The organism is Streptomyces sp. CG 926, assembly GCF_003148825.1.
GTDB lineage: Bacteria > Actinomycetota > Actinomycetes > Streptomycetales > Streptomycetaceae > Streptomyces.
Genome location: NZ_QGGZ01000007.1, coordinates 112,117 through 131,729 on the forward strand (window position 1 = coordinate 112,117; position 19,613 = coordinate 131,729).

A 19,613-nucleotide genomic window follows, 5' to 3' on the forward strand; every position below is an offset into this window, starting at 1 on the left:
GCTCCCCTCAGTCCTGGCTCAGCACCTGGAAGGGGACCGTGTCGTGGTAGTTCGCCATGTAGGCGATCTTTCCGTCGACGATCCGGAAGAAGTTCATGACCTCGGCCTCGATGGGCTCGCCGGAGGCGCTGACGGCGGTCAGGTGCGAGACGGCCGCGGCCTTCTCCCCGTCGACGACGAAGTGCAGGGGCTCGTTGCGGAAGACCCGGTACATCGTGCCCATGCCCTTCATCATCGAGCGCAGGACCTCCAGGCCCTCGATGTGGCCGGCCAGCTGCTCGTCCATCACCTGGTCGTCGGCGAACAGGTCGCACCAGCGGTCCCAGTCACCGGCGTTGGCGTACTCGTAGTACTTCCGAAGGATCTCGGTGTGGCTCTCGTGTCGGTCCATCGCGCTCATCCCCCTGTCGGTCTATCGGTCCCTACGGGTTCCGTCCGGCGCGAACGGCGCCCAGAACTGGCTGAAGGCGGTCGCCGAGTCCCCGAAGAGACCGTCCCGGCCCTCGACGATCCGGCCGCCGCGCCACCGCATGAAGTGGAAGACCGGGTAGTCCATCCGCTCGTACGGGGAGGTGCTGGTCTCGTCCGCGCCGTCCCGCAGGGCCACGTTGCGGCACACGTCGGCGCTGCAGTCCTCGCCGACGAGGACCGCCTGGATGTCCATCCGGAAGGTGCCGCCCGTGAGCTTGTGGGTCTGCCCCATCAGCTCCAGGAAGGCGTCCAGGCTCTCGTACCAGCCGGCCAGCGGGTGGTTGCCCGGCACCAGCCACCGCAGGTCCTCGGAGTAGTACCGCAGGATGCGCGTCCGGTCGCCGGAGCCGAGGGCGGCGTAGGCCGCCTCGACCCGCTCCCGTGTCACTTCGGTCATCGTCGCTTCTCCTTCGTCGGCGCCCGTGCTCAGAGCGAGCCGGAACCGGGCATCGGCGCCAGGTCGTTGACGGTGTACTGCTTGATCAGCGGTCCGTCGGGACCGGCCACGACCGTCCAGGTCTGGTCGGCGTCGAAGCCGAGCCACTGACTGCGGGCGCCCGGCGGGTCCCAGATCTTGGCCTGCCAGTTGACGAGGACCCGGACGACCGCCCGGTCGCCCTCGATGACGGGCTCCACCTTCGTGACGGTGTGCACCTCGTCGAAGAAGCGGTGGGTGACGGCCTCGTACCAGCGGCCGAATCCCGCGTGCCCGAGGAAGGTGTCCTCGGGGACCTTGAACTCCAGGTCCTCGGTGATCAGGGCGAGGACGTCGTCCAGCCCCACGTGCTGGTCCAGCGCCACGTACCAGTTCTCGGCGAAACTGCGGATCGCTTCCTCGGTCAGCTGCCGCTCGGCGGGCATGCGGTCTCCTCCTGTCCGTACGGGGCTTGCGTCGGATGGCTCTCGGATCAGATCTGGATGTCGACGAGGAACGGCCCGGGGTGGGACAGCATCCGGCCCACGGCGGCGACCGCCTCGTCCGGCTTCTCCACCCGCATCCCGCCGGCGCCGAGCGACCGGGCCAGCCCGGCGAAGTCGATCTCGGGGTGGGAGAGGTCGAAGGAACCCGGGAAGCCGTGCTCCGGGATGTCCCGCTCCCGCCAGTACTGGGCGATGTTGTCGTCCAGCAGCCGGTACTTGCGGTTGTTGCACACCACGAACTTGGCGTCGATGCCGTGCCGGGCCGCCGTCCACAGCGCCTGGTAGGTGTACATGGACCCGCCGTCGCCCGCGAAGCCGACCACCAGACGCTCCGGCCGGGCCAGCTTGGCCCCGACCGCGCCCGGGAAGCCCACGCCGAGCGAGCCGCCCCGCGTGAGGTGGTAGTCGCCGGGGCGCTCCGCCGGCAGGTACCGGGTGACCAGCGGCGAGGTGGTCAGCGCCTCGTCGAAGACGATCAGGTCCCCGCCGGTGCGCTCGGCCAGGGTCTTGAGGAAGACGGCCATCGGCGTGCCGTCGTCCGGCGCCGACCCCGCCGAGCGCGCCTCGCGGACCCGCTCCCGGGTCCGTACGTCGAGGCGTGCGGCGGCCGCCGCCCGGCGCTGCGGGGCGAGGCGCCGCTCCAGTACGCCGGCCAGCGCGCGCAGCGCCTGCTTGGGATCCGCGGCCAGGCCCAGGTCCACCGGGTGGTTCTTGGCGATCTCGTAGGCGTCGAGGTCGATGTGGACGACCTTGGCGCCCGCCCTGAAGGGGCTCTCCAGCTCGGGGAAGACCTCCGGGAAGACATAGGTACCGACGATGAGCACCCCGTCGGCGTCCCCCACGAGCTCCTTGCTGTGCGGGCCGAACATGTGCCCGGTCTGGCCGCGCCGCAGAGGGTGCGAGGCCGCGATGTTCACCTCGGACGAGTCGACCTCGTAGACGTCGGCGCCCAGCAGCTCGGCGACGGTGACGAGTTCGTTCTGCGCCCCGGAGAGCGCGACCCCGTCCCCCACCAGGACGATCGGCCGCTCGGCGGAGGCGAGCAGCTCGGCCGCCCGCCCCACGGAGGCCGGCGAGGGCGACACATCGGTGAGCACCTCCGTGGACGGCTGGACGGGCTCGGAGTTGAGCTCGTCCAGCACGTCCATGGGCAGCGCCACGAACACGGGTCCGCGGGGCGGGGTGAGCGCGATCTTCACGGCCCGGCGGACGGTACGGAGCACGGACCGCGGGTCGGTGACCCGGGTCGCGTACTTGGTCACCGGCTTGGCCATCGCCACCAGATCGCACGCCATCTGGGCGTCCATGGCGTCGTAGCGCACCCCGGCGTCACCGGCGACCACGACGAGCGGGGTGTGGCCGCGCAGCGACTGGTAGAGCATGCCGATGCCGTTGCCGAGGCCCACGCCGGAGTGCAGCTGGAGCAGGGCCGCGCCGCCGGTCGCCCGGGCGTACCCGTCGGCGATGCCGGCGGCCACGGTCTCCTGGAGGGCGAGGATGTAGTGGAAGTCCTCCGCCGCGTCCACCGCGTCGAGGAATCCCTGTTCCACCGTCCCCGGATTTCCGAACATCACATGCAGACCGTCGGCCTTGAACTGCTCGATCAGCCTTTCCCGTCCGGGAGTGGCTTCCATGAATTCCCCCTCGATTCTCCGATTTCCCTGCGACCTCCGGGATCACCAGCCGTATCGGGTGAGACCGTCCTCCAGGACTTCGACGATCTTCTGCCCCGTCAGATAGGAATCGGGGGTGGAACGTCCGGTGACGAAGGGGAAATCGACGATGACCGAGACCGGTTTGCCGAAATTCCCGTGGTACGCGCCGCGCGGGCCCGTCGCGTCGCGCAGGATGTACTCCAGCGGATACGGCGGCGGCCCCATGTTGAAGTCGGTACCGAGGAATCCGGTGCCGTCCTTGTAGTCGTACTCCTTGCAGTGGCCGGTCACGTGCTTGCCCCGGATGATGCTCCCGCGGTCGCCCCAGTCCCGGGCGAAGGCCAGGCAGGCGACGCCGTAGCACTCGGCGGCGACGACCTTGCCGGCCTTGTGGAAGGCCAGGATCAGGGCGTGCACGCGCTCGTTGTTGGCGAGGTCGACGATGGGGCCGCTGCCCCCGACCACGAGAATCGCGTCGTACCCGGCGATGTCGGCGTCGAGCTTGTCCAGATCGCGGTGGTACTGCTCCAGCTTGGGCAGGTAGCCCTCGTCGCTCGTGTACGGACGCTCGGGGACCCACGCCTCGATGTCGAGCGGCGAGTCCAGCCGGCTCGACTGCTCGAACTCGCGCCCCAGTCGGGCGTTCTCCTCGGTGGTGACGGAGCGTCCCAGCGGGGGGTCGATGTAGTTCGCGTCGAGGCTCGGCGGGAGAGCGTGTGCACGCTTTCCGGTCGGCGTGGCGAATATGACCTCGTAGCCCCGCTCGTCGAACTGCGATACGGGGCCTATCAGTTCCTCGGCCCAGTAACCGTGTTCGGAGACAATGACCAGAATCTTTCTGCTCACGTATTCCTCCAGGCGCCGCCTGTTGTCGTTGGCGTCCCCCACACTGGCCGCGCCCAGGGGCTTCGTCAAAGCGCTGGTGTGCGACTTCGTGAGGTAGCGGGGCAGGTCGTGGCCGCACATCAGGAAGTCGTGCGCAGACGTCATGAAGTAGCTTCAGGACTACCTGACTTCGGCCGAATCGATGAACCATTTCGGTGGCGCCGCCCTATGGTCTGGACGCGCCGTGAATCACGGGCGTACGAGCCGCGTCATGAACGAGCGAGCGCAAGAGCGACCGCACGAGAGACAGCACGGGCAAGAGCACGAGGAGAGGGACGGGGACGATGACGATGGACCTGTTGTGCACACACATCGATCAGATACGTCCGGTGAAACCCACGGCCGTGGGCTGCGAGGAGTGCCTCATCGCCGGCGACACCTGGGTGCACCTGCGGATGTGCCTCAGCTGCGGGCACGTCGGATGCTGCGACTCGTCGAGGAACCGTCACGCCACCCGGCACTACCGGACCACCGAGCACGCCATCGCGGCCTCCCACGAGCCCGGCGAGGACTGGGCCTGGTGCTACGCCGATCAGCTCATGCTGGACCCGGCATGAGCGCGGCCCGGGAGAGTTCCGCCGCGACCACGGCCACCACCGCCACCACCCCGGCGGCCAACGGGGCCGCGGCCGCCGAACGCGCGGAGCACAAGAAGCCGGTCATCCTCGCCGTGGACGACGACCCGCAGGTCTTGCGCGCCGTCCGCCGCGATCTGCGCAGCGCCTACGGCGATCGCTACCGGGTGCTCGGCGCCTCCTCGGCGGCCGACGCCCTGAAGATCCTGGACTCCCTCGACGAACGCGGCCACGACCCGGCGCTGTTCCTCGTGGACCAGCGCATGCCGGACGTGACCGGCGTCGAGTTCCTGCTGGAGGCGGTCAGCCGCTTCCCCGACGCCCGCCGCGTGCTGCTGACGGCCTACGCGGAGACCGACGCCGCGATCACCGCCATCAACCGGGTCCGCCTGGACTACTACCTGCTCAAGCCCTGGGACCCGCCGCACGAGCGGCTCTTCCCGGTCCTCGACGACCTGCTGTCGGACTGGCTGGCCACCTACCGGCCGGCGTACGACGGGATCATCGTCGCCGGCCACCTGGTCTCCCCCGGCACCCACGCCGTCCGGGACTTCTTCACCCGCAACGGCCAGCCGTTCCGCTTCCTGAACGTCGAGCGGGACCCCGAGGCACTGACCCTGATCGCCGCCCAGCCCGACGGGGCACTGGCGCTCCCCCTCGTCCGCTTCCCGGACGGCTCGGTCCTCTCGGCCCCGACCGACACCCAGCTCGCCCAGCGCCTGGGCCTGGCCACCACCGCCTCCCGCCCGCACTACGAGTGCGTCATCGTCGGCGCGGGCCCGGCGGGCCTGGCGGCGGGCGTCTACTCGGCCTCCGAGGGCCTGTCGACCCTCATGCTGGACTCCCGCGCCCCGGGCGGTCAGGCGGGCACCTCCAGCCTGATCGAGAACTACCTCGGCTTCCCCTCGGGCCTTTCGGGCGGCGACCTGACCCGCCGGGCCACCATCCAGGCCTCCCGGTTCGGCGCCGAGATCCTGCACCCGGTGGAGGTGGTCTCGCTGACCCGGGACGACCCGGCCAAGATCCTCACCCTGGCCGACGGCACGGAGATCTCCGCCGAGACGGTACTGCTGGCCACCGGGGTCTCGTACAACCGCCTCGACGCCCCCGGCGCCGACCGCTTCGAGGGGGCCGGCCTCTACTACGGCGCGGCCACCACGGAGAGCTCGGCCTGCATCTCGCAGCACGTGTTCATCGTCGGCGGGGCCAACTCCGCGGGCCAGGCGGCGGTGCACTTCGCCAAGTACGCCGCCCGCGTGACGATCCTGGTCCGCGCGGCCTCCTTGGACGCGAGCATGTCCCGCTACCTGATCGACGAGATCGACCGCACCCCGAACATCGAGGTGAAGGTCCGCACGACCGTGGTGCGACTGGACGGCGAGGAGCACCTCGAACGCCTCACGCTCCACGACGCGGACACCGGCGAGGACACCGAGATCCCGGCCCGTTTCATGTTCACCTTCATCGGCGCCCGCCCGCACACCGACTGGCTCGCGGGTGTCGTCGAGCGGGACGAGTACGGCTTCGTCCTCACCGGCTCGGACCTGATCTCGAACGGCGGCGAACTCCCGGCCGAGTGGAGCCTGGAGCGCGCCCCGTACCCCCTGGAGACCAGCGTCCCCGGCGTCTTCGCGGCGGGGGACGTCCGCGCCCACTCCGTGAAACGGGTCGCCTCGGGGGTGGGCGAGGGCGCGATGGCCGTGTCGCTGATCCATCGCTACCGCTCGATGGGCTGAGAGCGAACACCGCGAGCCTTGCGATCAAGGCCGCAACGGATGCAACGTTGATTACATGATTACAGCCGAACAGAGCGAACAGCTCCGCGCGTGGTTCGCCGAGCGCCTGCCGGTCGATGTCTACGAGTCCCTGGACTCGGTCACCCTCGACCGCGAGGAGATCACGGTCGTCGGCGTCATACCGGCGACCGAATCGGTCAAGGAGTTCCGCGAACGCACCCGCGAACAGCGCATCGAAGTGGCCCGCGAGGCCGAGGAGCTCTACCGCCGGAAGGTCGCCTGGGGCGTGCGGGTGGGGGAGGAGACGACCCTGTTCACCCACCTCGCCGTCCCGGTGATGACCCGCCTGCGCCAGTCCGAACGCCTGGTCCTCGACACCCTGGTCGCCGGCGGCGTGGCCCGCAGCCGCGCCGACGCCCTCGCCTGGTGCGTCCGGCTCGTCGGCCGCAACACCGACGAGTGGCTGAGCGAACTGCGCGACTCGCTGGACAAGGTCCAGCGGGTCCGCGCCCAGGGCCCGGACGTGTCGGAACCGACCGACTCCATGAAGTCCGGGTCCGAATGACGAATCCGCCCCACGGCGGCGTGTGATCGCGTAAGGCTGGCGACGACCGACACCCAGGGAGAGGCACGCACCCATGACCACCACCGTCGAATACATCCGCTACCGGATCGCATTGGACGACCAGTCGGCCTTCGAGGACGCGTACGCCCGGGCCGCCGAGTCCCTGGCGGCCTCGCCCGAGTGCATCGACTACGAGCTGGCCCGCTGCGAGGAGGAGAAGGAGCGCTACATCCTCCGGATCCGCTGGACCTCGATCGAGGCCCACCTGGGCGGGTTCCGCAAGGGCGAGCACTTCCCGGCGTTCTTCAACGCGATCCGTCCGTACGTGACGGCCATCGAGGAGATGCAGCACTACCTCGTGACGGGCGTCGTGGGCACGGGAAAGGCCGCCGGAGACCGATGAGCACCACACCCACCATCTACGAGTGGATGGGCGGAGCGGAGGCGATGAACCGCCTCACGGACGCCTTCTACACGCACGCCCTGCAGGACGAGATCCTGGCCCCGGTCTTCGCCGGCATGGACTCGGAACACCCGCAGCACGTCGCGGTCTGGCTGTCGGAGGTCTTCGGCGGCCCCTCGGACTACACCGCCCACCACGGCGGCCACCAGCACATGGCCACCAAGCACCTGGGCCGGGCGATCACCGAGCGGCAGCGCCGCCGCTGGGTGGACCTGCTGATGGACACCGCCGACGAGGTCGGCCTCCCGACGGACCCGGAGTTCCGGGGGGTGTTCGCCTACTACATCGAGTGGGGCACCCGTATGGCCCTGATCTACTCAGGGCCCAATCCGCCCCCGGTCGACGCGGCCAAGATCCCGGTCTGGTCCTGGGGCCAAACCCCACCCTGGATCCCGAAGAGCCCGGACGCCTGACCCCTGGGGGCAGGCCTCCCACCTGCCCCCAGCAGTCAGCCCCGCCGGCGCTTGAGGCGATCTTTCAGCCCCGCCGGCGTTTGAGGCGCGGGGTCCGGGGCGGAGCACCGGCAACCGGCCCGGGCCCGGCCTCACCCTCGGCCAGCACCACCACCAGCTCCGGCCCGGCACCGTCGCCACCGGCCCGCCAGAAGTCCACGGCCTCCTCCAGCACCTCCAGCAACGTCTCCCACTCCCCCGGACACGCATCGGCGTACCCGCGCCACGACGTCACCGCCACCAGCCACCCCCCGCGAGGGGGGCCGGGCAACCACGACAGGTCGCGCAGCGCATCGGCCAACGCATCCCAGTTCCCGCCGACCCACTCCGGCAGCCGCAAGGCATCCCCGCAGCGCCGCATCAGCTCGGCCTTGCCCCGTACCCCGGCCAGGTCCAGCCGTAGGGTCGTCCGGCCCGCGGTTTCGGCGGCCTCGAGCGCCGGCGCGAGCGGCTGCGGGTCCAGGCTCATCGCAGAACCGCCTTGAAGGTGTCGTAGTGGTCGTCCGTGTAGTAGAACTCCCCACCCTCACCCGTCACGATCCGCCGGGCTCCGCGATCACGCTCTCCCGGCGTCCGCACGGTGTACTCGTGGTAGTAGCCACGTTTCTGCTTGGGCAGCGCCTTCTCGAAGTTCCCGAAGACCGTGCCGTCCTGCCGGTACGCGTACGGCCCGCCCTTGTCGATGAGCGCGAGCACGTCCCGGGCCTGCTGCGGCAGCCCGTCGGCCCGCACCGTGGCCATCCCCTTCGCCCACCCCGGGGCGGCAGAGGCAGAGGCGGAAGCGGAAGCGCTGGCACCGTCGGAGGCAGGCAGGGGTTTCTGCCCGCCGCAACCCACCACACCGACCAGCGCGGCACACAGGAACAAGGCCCCCGGCAAACGCAGCAACGATCGGGGCACGTTCCGAAAGATCATGCACCGATCGTGCCAAATATCCGATTCGCTCGCGAATCGCCCGGTCGCCTCAGAGGGCGGCCATCTTGGTGTAGGGACTCAGGATTCGCTTCTGGACCGAACCGAAGTCGACGAGAACAGCGATCCCCTCCTCGATTCCGACGACACGGCCGAGGCCGTGCTCATCGTGGGTAACCCGGTCGCCGACGTTGAACTGCCGGATGGGCTGTTCCACGGGGGCCTTGAACGGGCTGGACGGCAAATGGCGGCGAGGTACTGCTGACTTTGTCATTGGAACCAGTATGCGCCCCATAGGCCGCCGCGCGGTCCGCCGTTCGGATCTCAATTCCAGCACCATCCGTACCGGCGGCGACAGCGGGCGGCCGCCACGGCATCGTCGTGCCCGGTCAGACCGCGTGGGAGAGCGCGTCAGTCGTCCGGGTCGGCCCGGTCCAAGGCCGGCCGCAGCCCTGGGGCCGACTCGGTGAGGAGGTAGTCGGCGACCGCCGTGTCCGTGACCAGACTGGTCACCAGACCCGACCTCAGCACGGCCCCGATCGCGGAGGCCTTGCGCAGCCCGCCCGCGATCGCCACGACCTCGGGGATCCGCCGCAGCCGGTCCGCCTCCACGGTGATGCACCGCTCGCCGAGGTCCCGGCCCACACGACGCCCCTCGGAGTCGAACAGGTGGGCGGACATCTCCGCCGCCACACCCAACGAGGCGTAGTGCTCCCGCTCCTCGTCGGTCAGCATGTCGTGCACGGTCGAGATGCCCGGCTCCCACGAACCGATGGAGACGGCCGCGACGGTCACCTTGTCGAAGTACTCGAAGGCCCGTGCGATCCCCGTCTGGCTGCGCAGCGCGGCCGCGGTCGCCGGATCGGGCAGCAGCATCGGCGCGTAGATCGGGTGCGCGTCACCGCCCGAGACCTGGGCGGCCCGGCGTACGGCCTCGACCGAACCGCGCTCGGCGGTCCCCGCGTCGTACACGCCGGTCAGCTGCACCACGGTGCACTGCGGCAGCCGGTGCAGGGAGGCGGCCATGTGAATGGTCGACCGCCCCCACGCCAGGCCCAGTACGTCGCCCTCGTTCACGAGCTCGCCCAGCAGATCGGCGGCGACCGCACCCAGGTTCTCCGGGTCGGGCGCGTCCTCGGTGGCGTCGGCGGGCGACTCCACGACGACGGCGTGCCGAAGGCCGTACCGGGCCCTGAGCGCGTCCGAGCGCTCGGCGTCGAGCTCGGCCGGTACCCGGATCTCGATCCGTACGAGGTCACGTTCGAGGGCGGTCTCCAGGACCCTGGCCACCTTGAAGCGGCTCACGCCGAACTCCTCGGCGATCTGGATCTTGGACTTTCCCTCCAGGTAGAAGCGGCGCGCCATGGCCGCCGCCTGCACCAGCTCCGCGGGTCCCATCCGCAGGGCTGACCGTCCCGCCGACATTGCAGACACCGCGTTCTCCTCACTGCTGTTCACACTCTCGACTCGCCGTTCATCCTGTCAGATCCGACGGCCGTTGATCAGCCTGGACAGCTCCCGTTCACCGAGCTGTTCATCAACGCTTGGTTCAGTGGTCGCAAGCCCACGGTGCGGCTGCGATCGCCGCACCCGCCTGCTCACGCAGCGTACGCACGGCCGTGGCCGGATCGACCGCTCCGTAGACCGCGCTGCCCGCCACGAAGACGTCCGCGCCGGCCTCGGCGCAGCGCTCGATGGTCGAGGCCGAGACCCCGCCGTCCACCTGGAGCCACAGCTCCAGACCGTGCTTGGAGATCAGCTCCCGGGTGCGGCGGATCTTGGGGAGCATGATGTCGAGAAAGGGCTGGCCGCCGAAGCCGGGCTCGACCGTCATGATCAGCAGCATGTCGAGCTCGGGGAGGATGTCCTCGTACTGTTCGATCGGCGTCGCGGGCTTGAGCGCCATCGAGGCGCGCGCCCCCTTGGCCCGGATCTCCCGCGCGAGCCGCACGGGCGCGGCGGCGGCCTCGGCGTGGAAGGTGACCGAGCCCGCTCCGGCCTCCACGTACTGCGGGGCCCAGCGGTCCGGGTTCTCGATCATCAGGTGAAGGTCCAGCGGGATGTCCGTGGCCCTGCTCAGGGATTCCACGATCGGCATTCCGAGGGTGAGGTTCGGGACGAAGTGGTTGTCCATCACATCGACGTGCAGCCAGTCGGCCCCCTCGACGGCCTTCGCCTCCTCGGCGAGTCGGGCGAAGTCGGCGGACAGGATGCTGGGATAAATCTGAGCGGCCATGCCCCAAGCCTGCCATGCCCCCACCGGGTTCCGGCCACGACCCCGCAAGTCGCCCCACACAGCGCAGGACGGGACGCCCGGCCGCGGTACAGCGGGGACGACAGGACGCCGGAGCGCCGCCGGGGGCGGGATCCGGCCGGGCGGTGCGGCGGGGGCTCCGGGGACGGGAGCCCCTTGATCGCCATCAGGGCCCCCGCCCGGAAGGCCCGCCGCTCGCGCGGCTAGGCCGTGCGCCTCAGCAGTGCCAGGTACATCGCGTCCGTGCCGTGCAGGTGGGGCCACAGCTGGACGTCCGGGCCGTCGCCCAGGGCCGGGACGCCCTGCATGAAGGGCCGTGCGTCGATCAGTTCCGCGGACACCGGGGAGTGGCCCGCGCCGCGGCCCTTCAGGACGTCTTCCACGACGACCCGGGTCTCCGCCAGGTGCGGGGAGCACGTCGCGTAGCCCACGACGCCGCCCACCCGCACCGCCGACAACGCCTCGCGCAGCAGCCCGCGCTGGAGCGGCGAGAAGCCCTCCAGGTCCTCCGGGCGGCGGCGCCAGCGGGCCTCCGGTCGGCGGCGCAGTGCGCCCAGGCCCGAGCAGGGCACGTCCATCAGGACACGGTCGAAGGAATCCGGCAGCCAGGCCGGGCGGGTGCCGTCGGCCGCGATGACCTGGTACGGGCCCGGGTTGCCCGCGAGCGAGCGCTCCACGAGCCGTGCCCGGTGCGGCTGCTTCTCCGAGGCCAGCAGGAACGCCCCGCGCTGCGCCGCGAGCGCCGCGAGCAGTGCCGCCTTGCCGCCGGGGCCCGCGCAGCCGTCGAGCCAGCGCTCGTCACGGCCCTCGATCGGTACGGCCGCCAAGGCCATGGCGACCAGCTGGCTGCCCTCGTCCTGCACACCCGCGCGGCCGTCGCGGACCGCTTCCAGGGCGCCCGGTTCGCCGCCCTCGGCCATCCGGACGGCGTACGGCGACCAGCGGCCCGGCAGCGCCGACTCCTCGCCGACCGCCTCCAGCAGCTCCTCCGGCGTGGACCGGCCCGGGCGGGCCACCAGGGTCACCTCGGGCCGTTCGTTGTCGGCCTCCAGCAGGTCCTCGATGCCCGCGCGCCCGCCGCCCAGCGCGTCCCACAGGGCGCTGACGACCCACGTGGGGTGCGAGTGGTACACCGCCAGGTGTTCCTCGGCGTCGTCCTCGTAGGGCGGGGCGACGCGCTCCAGCCAGCCGTCGAGGTCGTGCGCGGCGATCTTCCGCAGGACGGCGTTCACGAACTTGGCGCGCCCGTCCCCGAGCACCACCCGGGCCAGTTCCACGCTCGCCGAGACCGCCGCGTGGGTGGGGATGCGGGTGCCGAGCAGCTGGTGGGCGCCGAGCGAGAGCACGTCCAGCACCGGCGGGTCGACCTCCCGCAGCGGGCGGTCGATGCACGCCTTGATGACGGCGTCGTAGGTGCCCTGGCGGCGCAGCGTCCCGTAGACCAGCTCGGTGGCCAGTGCCGCGTCACGCGCTTCGAACTTCTCGTCCTGGCGGGCCTTCTTGAGCAGCGGAGGCAGCACGAGGTTGGCGTAGGCGTCGCGTTCGTCCACCGCCCGCAGCACCTCGAAGGCCAGCATCCGCACGGGGTCCTTCTGGGGCCGACGGTACGGCTTGGCCTGCTTGCCACCCGCGCCTGCGGGGGCAGGCTTGCGACGGGGCTGACGGGGCTGTTCGCTCACGTGAAAGGTGCTCCGGGGTTACGAGTGCTACGAGTGCTACGGGTCTTGCGGGTCGTACGAGTCCTGCGGATGCTGCTGGTGCTGCGGGTGGGACGCGGGGGCGTCCGCGCTCGGACGCCCCACCGATCAGCCTACGTCGGCTCCGCCGAGCCGCTCGCCCGGTGCGATCCGGACCCCGCGGGCCCAGTCGGCGGCCCGCATCGGCTTCTTGCCCTGCGGCTGCACCCACAGCAGTTCCACGGCGTGCGAGCCGGTGCCGACGTACACGTTGTTCTTGGCGGGGGACAGCGCGCCCGGCTCCAGGTCGGTCCGGTCCGGCACCAGGCCCAGCGAGATCAGCTTGAGGCGCTCCCCACGGAAGACGGTCCAGGCGCCCGGCGCGGGCGTGCAGCCGCGCACCACGCGGTCGGCGCGCATCGCGGGGGCGGTCCAGTCGATCCGGGCGTCCTCCACGGTGATCTTGGGCGCGTGGGAGATCCCCTCCTGGGGCTGCTCGACGGCGCGCAGGGTGCCGTCCTCGATGCCGTCCATGGTGGCGGCGAGCAGTCCGGACCCGGCGAAGGCGAGGCGGGTGAGCAGATCGCCGCTGGTGTCGGTGGGCCGGATCTCCTCGGTGAGGACGCCGTAGACCGGGCCGGTGTCCAGGCCCTCCTCGATCCGGAAGGTGGAGGCTCCGGTGACCTGGTCCCCCGCGATGATCGACTGCTGGACGGGCGCGGCTCCGCGCCAAGCGGGCAGCAGCGAGAAGTGCAGGTTGACCCAGCCGTGCCGGGGGATGTCGAGGGCGCTCTTGGGGAGCAGCGCGCCGTAGGCCACGACCGGGCAGCAGTCCGGGTCGATCTCGCGCAGCCGGGCCTGGAAGTCGGGGTCGCGGGGGCGGGCGGGCTTGAGCACCTCGATGCCCGCTTCCTCGGCGCGTTCGGCGACCGGGCTGGCGACGAGGCGGCGGCCGCGACCGGCGGGTGCGTCGGGCCGGGTGATGACGGCGGCGACCTCGTGCCGCCCGGAGGCGATCAGGGCGTCCAGGGCGGGTACGGCGACCTCGGGGGTGCCTGCGAAGACGAGCTTCACTGGGGGACTACCTCGCTAATCTCGGCTGTCAGCAGCGCACCAGTCTATGGGGCGCCCGTCGGGCCGCCCACCTGTGGTGCCGAGGGGGCGTACGCACACGCGCGCGCCTCTCGCATATGCCGACACGCCCCCACAGCGTGACCTGGGCGACGGGTGGCGCGTTGTCAAGAGAGATTGACCAAAACGGGCCGCGTGTGAACGGTGTCTGCGGCCCGATCCGCCCTTCAGCACCGGTTCGAGAGGCTTCTTCATGGCCGACCACGCCACCCACGACGCTCAAGCCCGGGCCAGCCTGCACCTCCTGGTGAGGGACATCGAGCGGGTTCGCCGGCAGGTGGATGCCCTGCGTACGCTCACCGCCCAGCTCGGCAACGTGTACCGCCCGCGCCGATCGGGTCCCTCCACCGGCTTCGTCGTCTACGGCCGGGCGCCCGCGCCGACCGTCCGCCTCGCGCAGGAGCTGCGGGACAGCGTCGAGACGCTGGTCACCGCGGCCGTGGACTTCGACCGCTCGCTCGGTTTCTCGTGGGACGCGGTCGGTTCGGCGCTCGGTGTCACCAAGCAGGCCGTGCACCGCCGCTACGGGGCCCGGCGGGCGCAGTCCGCCGAGTCCGCGGAGCCGCCGGCCGAGGGAACGACCACCACCCGGACCCTGGGGCCGCTGCCCACCGTCCCGGCCGCCCGCTCGATGCCGCCGCAGCCGGTGCGCGAGGAGGCCCAGGCGGCCGCCACCGCCGGGGGTCTCACCGGCCAGCGGCTCGGAGAGGTTCCCCGCTCCCCCGCCTTCCCCGGTCCGCGCAACGGCTGACGGGTGTCCTGCCGCCGGGACGCCGACACCCGACGGCCGGCCGCGCTCGCGCGCCGCGCCTGATTCCGCCCCCGGTGGGAGGCCCGTACGGGTCGCCCCACCGGGGGTTTCGGCGTTCGGCCACGGCCCTCGCGCACCGGGTCGGCGCACCGGTCGGCGCATCGGGTCGGCCGGCGGTGTCAGCCGATGTCGGGCGGGTCGATCCGGACCCGGACGGCCTCCGCCGCCGGAACCCCCTTCGCCAGCCGGGCGGCCTGCGCCGTCTTCAGGGCGGCCGCCAGCGCGGCTCCGCTGCCCGGCGGGACCCGGACCAGCGCCCGCTCCCCCGGGGACGGCTCCCCGCGCCGCCCCGGGAGCGGCACCGGTCCCAGGACCTCGGCGTCGGGCGGCAGTCCGGCGCCGGCCAGGAAGGCCTCCACCACCTCGCCCCGACCGGCCACCGCCGCCATCCGGGACACCGGTGGGAAGCCGAGCTGGGCCCGCTCCGCGAGCTCCCGTACGGCGTGTCCCACCGGGTCCCACCGGACGAGCGCCTGGACGGGCCGCAGCGTCGGTTCGGCGACGACCACGACCTGCCCGTCGCCGCGGACCAGGGAGGCGGCCGCGATCCACCGGCGCAGCGCGTCCTCGCCGGCCCGCAGGTCGGGCCGGGTCACCATGGCCCAGCCGTCGAGCAGCAGCGCGGCCGCGTACCCGGCGCCCGCCGCCACCGGTTCGGCGCCCGGGGTGCAGACCACCAGCGCGGGCCGGTCCGGTACCTCGTCGAGGATGTGGTCGCGCCCTGAGGTCCGCACGGCCACGGCCGGGAAGGCCCGGCCCAGTTCCTCGGCGGTGCGCCGGGCGCCGACCACCTGGGCCCGCAGCCGGAAGGATCCGCATTCCTCGCAGTGCCAGGACGGCTCGTCCCGCCCGCACCACCCGCACGTCAGGTCCCGCTGGTCGGGGGCCTCCAGCGGCCCCGCGCAGACCTTGCAGCGGGCCGGGGTGCGGCACCGCTCGCAGGCCAGCCGGGGAGCATAGCCCCGCCGCGGTACCTGTACGAGGACGGGCCCGGTCTTCAGCCCTTCCCGTACGGTCTCCCAGGCCAGGCTGGGCAGGCGGGCGGTCCGGGCGGCCTCGTCGCGGGCGAGCAGCTCGTCCCCGACGGTTCGGATCCGGGGCGCGCAGGCCCGTACGGTCTCGCGGTCGGCGATCAGGGGTCTGGCCCAGCCGGACTCGACCAGTTGGGCGGCCTCCACCGTGCAGCTCGTGCCGCCGACGAGGAAGCCGCAGCCGTCGCCCACGGCACGCAGTTCCAGTACCTCCCGGACGTGCGGGAAGGGGGCATTGTCGTCGCTGTGGCTGGAGTCGCCGTCGTCCCAGACGGCGACCAGCCCGAGGTCCCGGACGGGGGCGAACATCGCGGCCCGGGTGCCGATGACGGCCCGCACGGAGCCTCGGTGCACCGACAGCCACTGGCGGTAGCGCTTCTCGGGGCCCGACTCCGCAGTCAGCAGGGCGTGCCGGCCTTCGCCGAGCAGGGCGGTGAGGGCCGCGTCGACGCGGGCGGCGGTCCGCCCGTCGGGGAGCACGGCGAGGGCGCCGCGCCCCGAGGCCAGGGTGGCGGCCATGGCTCGGGCGAGTTCGTCGGCCCAGCCGGGGCCGGGCAGGGCGGTCCATACGGCGCGCGGGCTGCCGCCGGTGGCGAGGGAGCGTAGGAAGCCCGGGCCGGCGCCGTACCGCTCCCAGCCCGCGGGCTCGGGGGCGGCGGGCGGCGGCAGGGGTTCCGGTGAGGGCTTGGCCTCGGCGCGGGCGCTGCGCGCGGGCAGGGCGAGCTGGAGCACGTCGGCGAGGCTGCCCGCGTACCGGTCGGCGACGGCCCGGGCGAGGGCGAGCATGCGGGGGCTGAGGACCACCTCGGGCGAGACCACGTGGGCGAGGGCGGCCAGTGCGCCCTCGTAGTCGGACTCGGCGCGGCGCTCCACGATGAAGCCGTCGATGAGACCGCCGCCCTCGCGGCGGCCGCCGTGCACGTGGTGGGAGCCGGCCCCGAAGCGGACACGGACGCGGACACCGGGCTGGGCGGCTTCGGAGAGCTCTTCGGGGACGGCGTAGTCGAAGGTCCGGTCGAGGTGGAGCACGCCCTTGTTCACCAGGACCCGGGCGACGGGCAGCTCGGCGGCGAGGGCGGCCCCGCGCCAGGTGCGCGGCTTCGCCTTGGGCGCCTTGGCCTTCGCCTCGGCGACGATGTCCCGGATCAGTGCGAGCTGCTCCGGCGGGCCCCCCGCCTCGGTTTCGCTCTCGCCGTTGTCGCTGCTCACAGCAGCATTCTTACAAACGGCACCGACAGTGGACGCTCTCCCGAGATCAAGGCGGGCGGCGGCGGTGGAACGGTCCTTCAACGCCGGGCTCGTGCCCGACTCCAGATGAATCCGCCATCCGGCGCACCGGGAGAGCAGGGGAAGCATAGGCATGCGTCCGACGGTCGATCAACGCAATACGGCCCCGGACGGTGAGGTCCGGGGCCGTACGTGTCCGCCGTGGGGCGGAGTGTGCCTAGAGGCCGGCGGCCGCGCGCAGCGCGTCCACGCGGTCGGTGCGCTCCCAGGTGAAGTCCGGCAGCTCACGGCCGAAGTGGCCGTAGGCGGCGGTCTGGGCGTAGATCGGGCGCAGCAGGTCGAGGTCGCGGATGATCGCGGCCGGGCGCAGGTCGAAGACCTCGCCGATCGCGTCCTCGATCTTCTGCGTCTCGACCTTGGCGGTGCCGAAGGTCTCGACGAAGAGACCGACGGGCTCGGCCTTGCCGATGGCGTACGCGACCTGCACCTCGCAGCGCGAGGCGAGACCGGCGGCGACCACGTTCTTGGCGACCCAGCGCATGGCGTACGCGGCGGAGCGGTCGACCTTCGACGGGTCCTTGCCGGAGAAGGCACCGCCACCGTGGCGGGCCATGCCGCCGTAGGTGTCGATGATGATCTTGCGACCGGTGAGGCCGGCGTCGCCCATCGGGCCGCCGATCTCGAAGCGGCCGGTCGGGTTCACCAGGAGGCGGTAGCCCTCGGTGTCGAGCTTGATGCCGTCCTCGACGAGCTGGGCCAGGACGTGCTCGACGACGAACTCGCGGATGTCGGGAGCGAGCAGCGAGTCGAGGTCGATGTCCGAGGCGTGCTGCGAGGAGACCACGACGGTGTCCAGGCGCACGGCCTTGTCGCCGTCGTACTCGATGGTGACCTGGGTCTTGCCGTCGGGGCGCAGGTACGGGATGGTCCCGTTCTTGCGGACCTCGGAGAGCCGGCGGGACAGGCGGTGCGCGATGTGGATCGGCAGCGGCATGAGCTCGGGGGTCTCGTCGCAGGCGTAGCCGAACATCAGGCCCTGGTCGCCGGCGCCCTGCTTGTCGAGCTCGTCCTCGTCGCCCTCGACGCGCTTCTCGTAGGCGGTGTCGACGCCCTGCGCGATGTCCGGGGACTGGGCGCCGATGGACACCGAGACGCCACAGGAGGCGCCGTCGAAGCCCTTCTTCGAGGAGTCGTAGCCGATTTCGAGGATCTTGTCCCGGACGAGCTGCGCGATCGGCGCGTAGGCCTTCGTCGTCACCTCTCCCGCGATGTGCACGAGACCCGTGGTGATGAGGGTTTCCACGGCGACGCGCGAGGTCGGGTCCTCGGTGAGGAGCGCGTCGAGGATCGTGTCGCTGATCTGGTCAGCGATCTTGTCGGGGTGGCCCTCGGTGACGGACTCCGAGGTGAACAGACGACGGGACACAACGCTCCCTGGGGTTGCAGCGGCTGCTGGCTGATCATTTGGCGGAACCACATCGGGGGCTGCGCCCGATCACGTTCCGGATGCAGTTTATCGGTCGCCACCGTTTCGTGGACCACCCGTCTCGCCTTATGGGAGCCGTGTGACCTGCGGCACTCCCATTCTTACGCACGGAAGTGACCTGGAGAAGAGGAATCGACCCAGGCGCGTCGCGACTAAAGCCGGACGGCCACCTGGTCCCAAATGACCTCGGCCAGGGCCTCCTTCGGACCATAGGGCACTGCGGTCTCAGCACCATCAGAGGCCAGGATGACCGCTTCATTCTCCTCGGAACCAAAGGTTCGAGCCTCGCCGACCTCGTTCACGACGAGAAGGTCACATCCCTTGCGGGTGAGCTTGGCTCGCCCGTTCGCGAGGACGTCGTCGGTCTCCGCGGCGAATCCCACGACCACCTGGCCGGCCCTGGCACGATCGGCCGAGATCTCCGCGAGGACGTCCGGATTGCGTACGAGCGCCACGGGCGCCGGGTCCTGCCCGTCCTTCTTCTTGATCTTTCCGCCCGCGTACTCGGCGGGCCGGAAGTCGGCGACGGCCGCGGCCATGACCACGACGTCCGCGTCCGCGGCGGCCTTGAGCACGGCCTCCCGCAGCTGTACGGCCGTGCCCACCCGTACGACGTCCACCCCGGCCGGGTCGGCCAGCGCGGTGTTGGCCGAAACCAGGGTGACCCGGGCCCCCCGGGCCACGGCGGTACGGGCGAGCGCGTAGCCCTGCTTGCCGGAGGAGCGGTTGCCGAGGAAGCGGACCGGGTCCAGCGGCTCCCGCGTACCGCCCGCGCTGATCACCACGTGCCGCCCGACGAGGTCCGGCTCGACCACCCCGCGGGCCAGGACGTGGCGGCAGACCTCGAAGATCTCGTCGGGGTCGGGCAGTCTGCCCTTGCCGGTGTCCTTGCCGGTGAGCCGGCCGACGGCGGGCTCGATGACGACGGCGCCGCGGCGGCGCAGCGTGGCCACGTTCTCCTGGGTGGCGGGGTGCTCCCACATCTCGGTGTGCATGGCGGGGGCGAAGACCACCGGGCAGCGGGCGGTGAGCAGGGTGTTCGTCAGCAGGTCGTCGGCGAGCCCGTGGGCGGCCTTGGCCAGCATGTCGGCGGTGGCGGGGGCGACGACGACGAGGTCGGCGGACTGCCCGATGCGCACGTGCGGCACCTCGTGGACGGACTCCCAGACCTCGGTGGAGGCCGGGTTGCCGGAGAGGGCGGACCAGGTGGCCTCCCCCACGAAGTTCAGGGAGGCCGCGGTGGGCACCACCCGTACGTCGTGGCCGGACTCGGTCAGCCGGCGCAGCAGCTCGCACGCCTTGTAGGCGGCGATCCCGCCACTGACCCCCAGTACGACCTTCGGCTTCTCCACCACGCACTTC

The 19,613-nt window shown here is 71.7% G+C and carries 21 protein-coding genes; 6 read left to right on the forward strand and 15 right to left on the reverse strand.

What is annotated here, in order from left to right; all coding sequences use genetic code 11:
• Window positions 1-7: 7 nt before the first annotated feature.
• Genes BCL76_RS19660 through BCL76_RS19680 form a run of 5 tightly spaced genes read right to left on the reverse strand, consistent with a single transcriptional unit; the run spans window position 8 to window position 3,893 of the window.
• On the reverse strand, window positions 8-391 hold the full coding sequence (locus BCL76_RS19660; RefSeq protein WP_309136856.1) for a nuclear transport factor 2 family protein: 384 nt from the start codon (window positions 389-391) through the stop codon (window positions 8-10).
• A 21-nt stretch (window positions 392-412) separates the two neighbouring features.
• On the reverse strand, window positions 413-868 hold the full coding sequence (locus BCL76_RS19665; RefSeq protein WP_109780804.1) for a nuclear transport factor 2 family protein: 456 nt from the start codon (window positions 866-868) through the stop codon (window positions 413-415).
• A gap of 29 nt (window positions 869-897) precedes the next feature.
• Window positions 898-1,332 (reverse strand): nuclear transport factor 2 family protein, encoded by a 435-nt coding sequence (locus BCL76_RS19670; RefSeq protein ID WP_109780805.1) that lies wholly within the window; start codon window positions 1,330-1,332, stop codon window positions 898-900.
• Window positions 1,333-1,379: 47 nt separating this feature from the next.
• On the reverse strand, window positions 1,380-3,026 hold the full coding sequence (locus BCL76_RS19675) for a thiamine pyrophosphate-binding protein (RefSeq protein ID WP_109780806.1): 1,647 nt from the start codon (window positions 3,024-3,026) through the stop codon (window positions 1,380-1,382).
• 42 nt (window positions 3,027-3,068) lie between these two features.
• Entirely contained in the window at window positions 3,069-3,893 is an 825-nt protein-coding gene (locus BCL76_RS19680) for a type 1 glutamine amidotransferase domain-containing protein (RefSeq protein ID WP_030769229.1), read from the reverse strand.
• Window positions 3,894-4,216: 323 nt separating this feature from the next.
• Between BCL76_RS19680 and BCL76_RS19685 the strand changes: the two genes are divergently transcribed.
• The 5 genes from BCL76_RS19685 to BCL76_RS40360 all read left to right on the forward strand — a co-directional run bounded on the left by BCL76_RS19685 (window position 4,217) and on the right by BCL76_RS40360 (window position 7,684).
• Complete coding sequence (locus BCL76_RS19685) at window positions 4,217-4,489, forward strand: UBP-type zinc finger domain-containing protein (protein ID WP_030011039.1); 273 nt, start codon at window positions 4,217-4,219, stop codon at window positions 4,487-4,489.
• Window positions 4,486-6,243: an FAD-dependent oxidoreductase gene (locus tag BCL76_RS19690; RefSeq protein ID WP_109780807.1), complete on the forward strand. Its 1,758-nt coding sequence runs from the start codon at window positions 4,486-4,488 to the stop codon at window positions 6,241-6,243. The genes BCL76_RS19685 and BCL76_RS19690 overlap by 4 nt, the downstream gene beginning before the upstream one ends.
• A gap of 55 nt (window positions 6,244-6,298) precedes the next feature.
• Window positions 6,299-6,808 (forward strand): hypothetical protein, encoded by a 510-nt coding sequence (locus BCL76_RS19695; protein ID WP_109780808.1) that lies wholly within the window; start codon window positions 6,299-6,301, stop codon window positions 6,806-6,808.
• Between the two features lie 73 nt (window positions 6,809-6,881).
• Entirely contained in the window at window positions 6,882-7,211 is a 330-nt protein-coding gene (locus BCL76_RS40355) for a putative quinol monooxygenase (protein ID WP_181382630.1), read from the forward strand.
• Complete coding sequence (locus tag BCL76_RS40360; RefSeq protein ID WP_181382631.1) at window positions 7,208-7,684, forward strand: group II truncated hemoglobin; 477 nt, start codon at window positions 7,208-7,210, stop codon at window positions 7,682-7,684. Before BCL76_RS40355 ends, BCL76_RS40360 begins: the two co-directional genes overlap by 4 nt.
• 64 nt (window positions 7,685-7,748) lie before the next feature.
• Here the strand turns inward: BCL76_RS40360 and BCL76_RS19705 are convergent, their stop codons facing one another.
• The 7 genes from BCL76_RS19705 to fmt all read right to left on the reverse strand — a co-directional run bounded on the left by BCL76_RS19705 (window position 7,749) and on the right by fmt (window position 13,639).
• Window positions 7,749-8,192: a barstar family protein gene (locus BCL76_RS19705; protein ID WP_109780809.1), complete on the reverse strand. Its 444-nt coding sequence runs from the start codon at window positions 8,190-8,192 to the stop codon at window positions 7,749-7,751.
• Window positions 8,189-8,638: a ribonuclease domain-containing protein gene (locus BCL76_RS19710; RefSeq protein ID WP_109780810.1), complete on the reverse strand. Its 450-nt coding sequence runs from the start codon at window positions 8,636-8,638 to the stop codon at window positions 8,189-8,191. The genes BCL76_RS19705 and BCL76_RS19710 overlap by 4 nt, the downstream gene beginning before the upstream one ends.
• Window positions 8,639-8,687: 49 nt before the next feature.
• Window positions 8,688-8,909, reverse strand: coding sequence for a CarD family transcriptional regulator (locus BCL76_RS19715; RefSeq protein WP_030012151.1), 222 nt, complete (start codon window positions 8,907-8,909; stop codon window positions 8,688-8,690).
• A gap of 137 nt (window positions 8,910-9,046) precedes the next feature.
• Complete coding sequence (locus BCL76_RS19720) at window positions 9,047-10,060, reverse strand: sugar-binding transcriptional regulator (protein WP_030729529.1); 1,014 nt, start codon at window positions 10,058-10,060, stop codon at window positions 9,047-9,049.
• A 124-nt stretch (window positions 10,061-10,184) separates the two neighbouring features.
• Window positions 10,185-10,871, reverse strand: a complete 687-nt coding sequence (gene rpe, locus BCL76_RS19725) for a ribulose-phosphate 3-epimerase (protein ID WP_030729526.1) — start codon at window positions 10,869-10,871, stop codon at window positions 10,185-10,187.
• Between the two features lie 221 nt (window positions 10,872-11,092).
• Window positions 11,093-12,568 (reverse strand): RsmB/NOP family class I SAM-dependent RNA methyltransferase, encoded by a 1,476-nt coding sequence (locus BCL76_RS19730; RefSeq protein WP_375137943.1) that lies wholly within the window; start codon window positions 12,566-12,568, stop codon window positions 11,093-11,095.
• Between the two features lie 126 nt (window positions 12,569-12,694).
• Entirely contained in the window at window positions 12,695-13,639 is a 945-nt protein-coding gene (gene fmt / locus BCL76_RS19735; protein WP_109780812.1) for a methionyl-tRNA formyltransferase, read from the reverse strand.
• A 250-nt stretch (window positions 13,640-13,889) separates the two neighbouring features.
• On the opposite strand from fmt, the gene BCL76_RS19740 reads away from it, so the two are divergent.
• On the forward strand, window positions 13,890-14,447 hold the full coding sequence (locus BCL76_RS19740) for a hypothetical protein (RefSeq protein WP_109780813.1): 558 nt from the start codon (window positions 13,890-13,892) through the stop codon (window positions 14,445-14,447).
• Between the two features lie 179 nt (window positions 14,448-14,626).
• Here the strand turns inward: BCL76_RS19740 and BCL76_RS19745 are convergent, their stop codons facing one another.
• From BCL76_RS19745 to coaBC, 3 genes are all read right to left on the reverse strand, one after another.
• Window positions 14,627-16,747: a primosomal protein N' gene (locus tag BCL76_RS19745; protein ID WP_109780814.1), complete on the reverse strand. Its 2,121-nt coding sequence runs from the start codon at window positions 16,745-16,747 to the stop codon at window positions 14,627-14,629.
• 235 nt (window positions 16,748-16,982) lie between these two features.
• Window positions 16,983-18,191: a methionine adenosyltransferase gene (gene metK, locus BCL76_RS19750; RefSeq protein ID WP_030656249.1), complete on the reverse strand. Its 1,209-nt coding sequence runs from the start codon at window positions 18,189-18,191 to the stop codon at window positions 16,983-16,985.
• A gap of 212 nt (window positions 18,192-18,403) precedes the next feature.
• Complete coding sequence (gene coaBC / locus BCL76_RS19755) at window positions 18,404-19,603, reverse strand: bifunctional phosphopantothenoylcysteine decarboxylase/phosphopantothenate--cysteine ligase CoaBC (RefSeq protein WP_109781037.1); 1,200 nt, start codon at window positions 19,601-19,603, stop codon at window positions 18,404-18,406.
• Window positions 19,604-19,613: the final 10 nt, after the last annotated feature.

What these genes read in the sequence shown, in the direction of transcription:
- BCL76_RS19715 (WP_030012151.1), bottom strand. Translation starts at nt 8,909, where the DNA reads ATGACAAAGTCAGCAGTACCTCGCCGCCATTTGCCGTCCAGCCCGTTC.
- BCL76_RS19675 (WP_109780806.1), bottom strand. Translation starts at nt 3,026, where the DNA reads ATGGAAGCCACTCCCGGACGGGAAAGGCTGATCGAGCAGTTCAAGGCC.
- BCL76_RS19705 (WP_109780809.1), bottom strand. Translation starts at nt 8,192, where the DNA reads ATGAGCCTGGACCCGCAGCCGCTCGCGCCGGCGCTCGAGGCCGCCGAA.
- BCL76_RS40355 (WP_181382630.1), top strand. Translation starts at nt 6,882, where the DNA reads ATGACCACCACCGTCGAATACATCCGCTACCGGATCGCATTGGACGAC.
- BCL76_RS19665 (WP_109780804.1), bottom strand. Translation starts at nt 868, where the DNA reads ATGACCGAAGTGACACGGGAGCGGGTCGAGGCGGCCTACGCCGCCCTC.
- BCL76_RS19670 (WP_109780805.1), bottom strand. Translation starts at nt 1,332, where the DNA reads ATGCCCGCCGAGCGGCAGCTGACCGAGGAAGCGATCCGCAGTTTCGCC.
- BCL76_RS19695 (WP_109780808.1), top strand. Translation starts at nt 6,299, where the DNA reads ATGATTACAGCCGAACAGAGCGAACAGCTCCGCGCGTGGTTCGCCGAG.
- BCL76_RS19710 (WP_109780810.1), bottom strand. Translation starts at nt 8,638, where the DNA reads ATGATCTTTCGGAACGTGCCCCGATCGTTGCTGCGTTTGCCGGGGGCC.
- BCL76_RS19660 (WP_309136856.1), bottom strand. Translation starts at nt 391, where the DNA reads ATGGACCGACACGAGAGCCACACCGAGATCCTTCGGAAGTACTACGAG.
- BCL76_RS19740 (WP_109780813.1), top strand. Translation starts at nt 13,890, where the DNA reads ATGGCCGACCACGCCACCCACGACGCTCAAGCCCGGGCCAGCCTGCAC.
- rpe (WP_030729526.1), bottom strand. Translation starts at nt 10,871, where the DNA reads ATGGCCGCTCAGATTTATCCCAGCATCCTGTCCGCCGACTTCGCCCGA.
- BCL76_RS40360 (WP_181382631.1), top strand. Translation starts at nt 7,208, where the DNA reads ATGAGCACCACACCCACCATCTACGAGTGGATGGGCGGAGCGGAGGCG.
- BCL76_RS19685 (WP_030011039.1), top strand. Translation starts at nt 4,217, where the DNA reads ATGACGATGGACCTGTTGTGCACACACATCGATCAGATACGTCCGGTG.
- BCL76_RS19720 (WP_030729529.1), bottom strand. Translation starts at nt 10,060, where the DNA reads ATGTCGGCGGGACGGTCAGCCCTGCGGATGGGACCCGCGGAGCTGGTG.
- BCL76_RS19690 (WP_109780807.1), top strand. Translation starts at nt 4,486, where the DNA reads ATGAGCGCGGCCCGGGAGAGTTCCGCCGCGACCACGGCCACCACCGCC.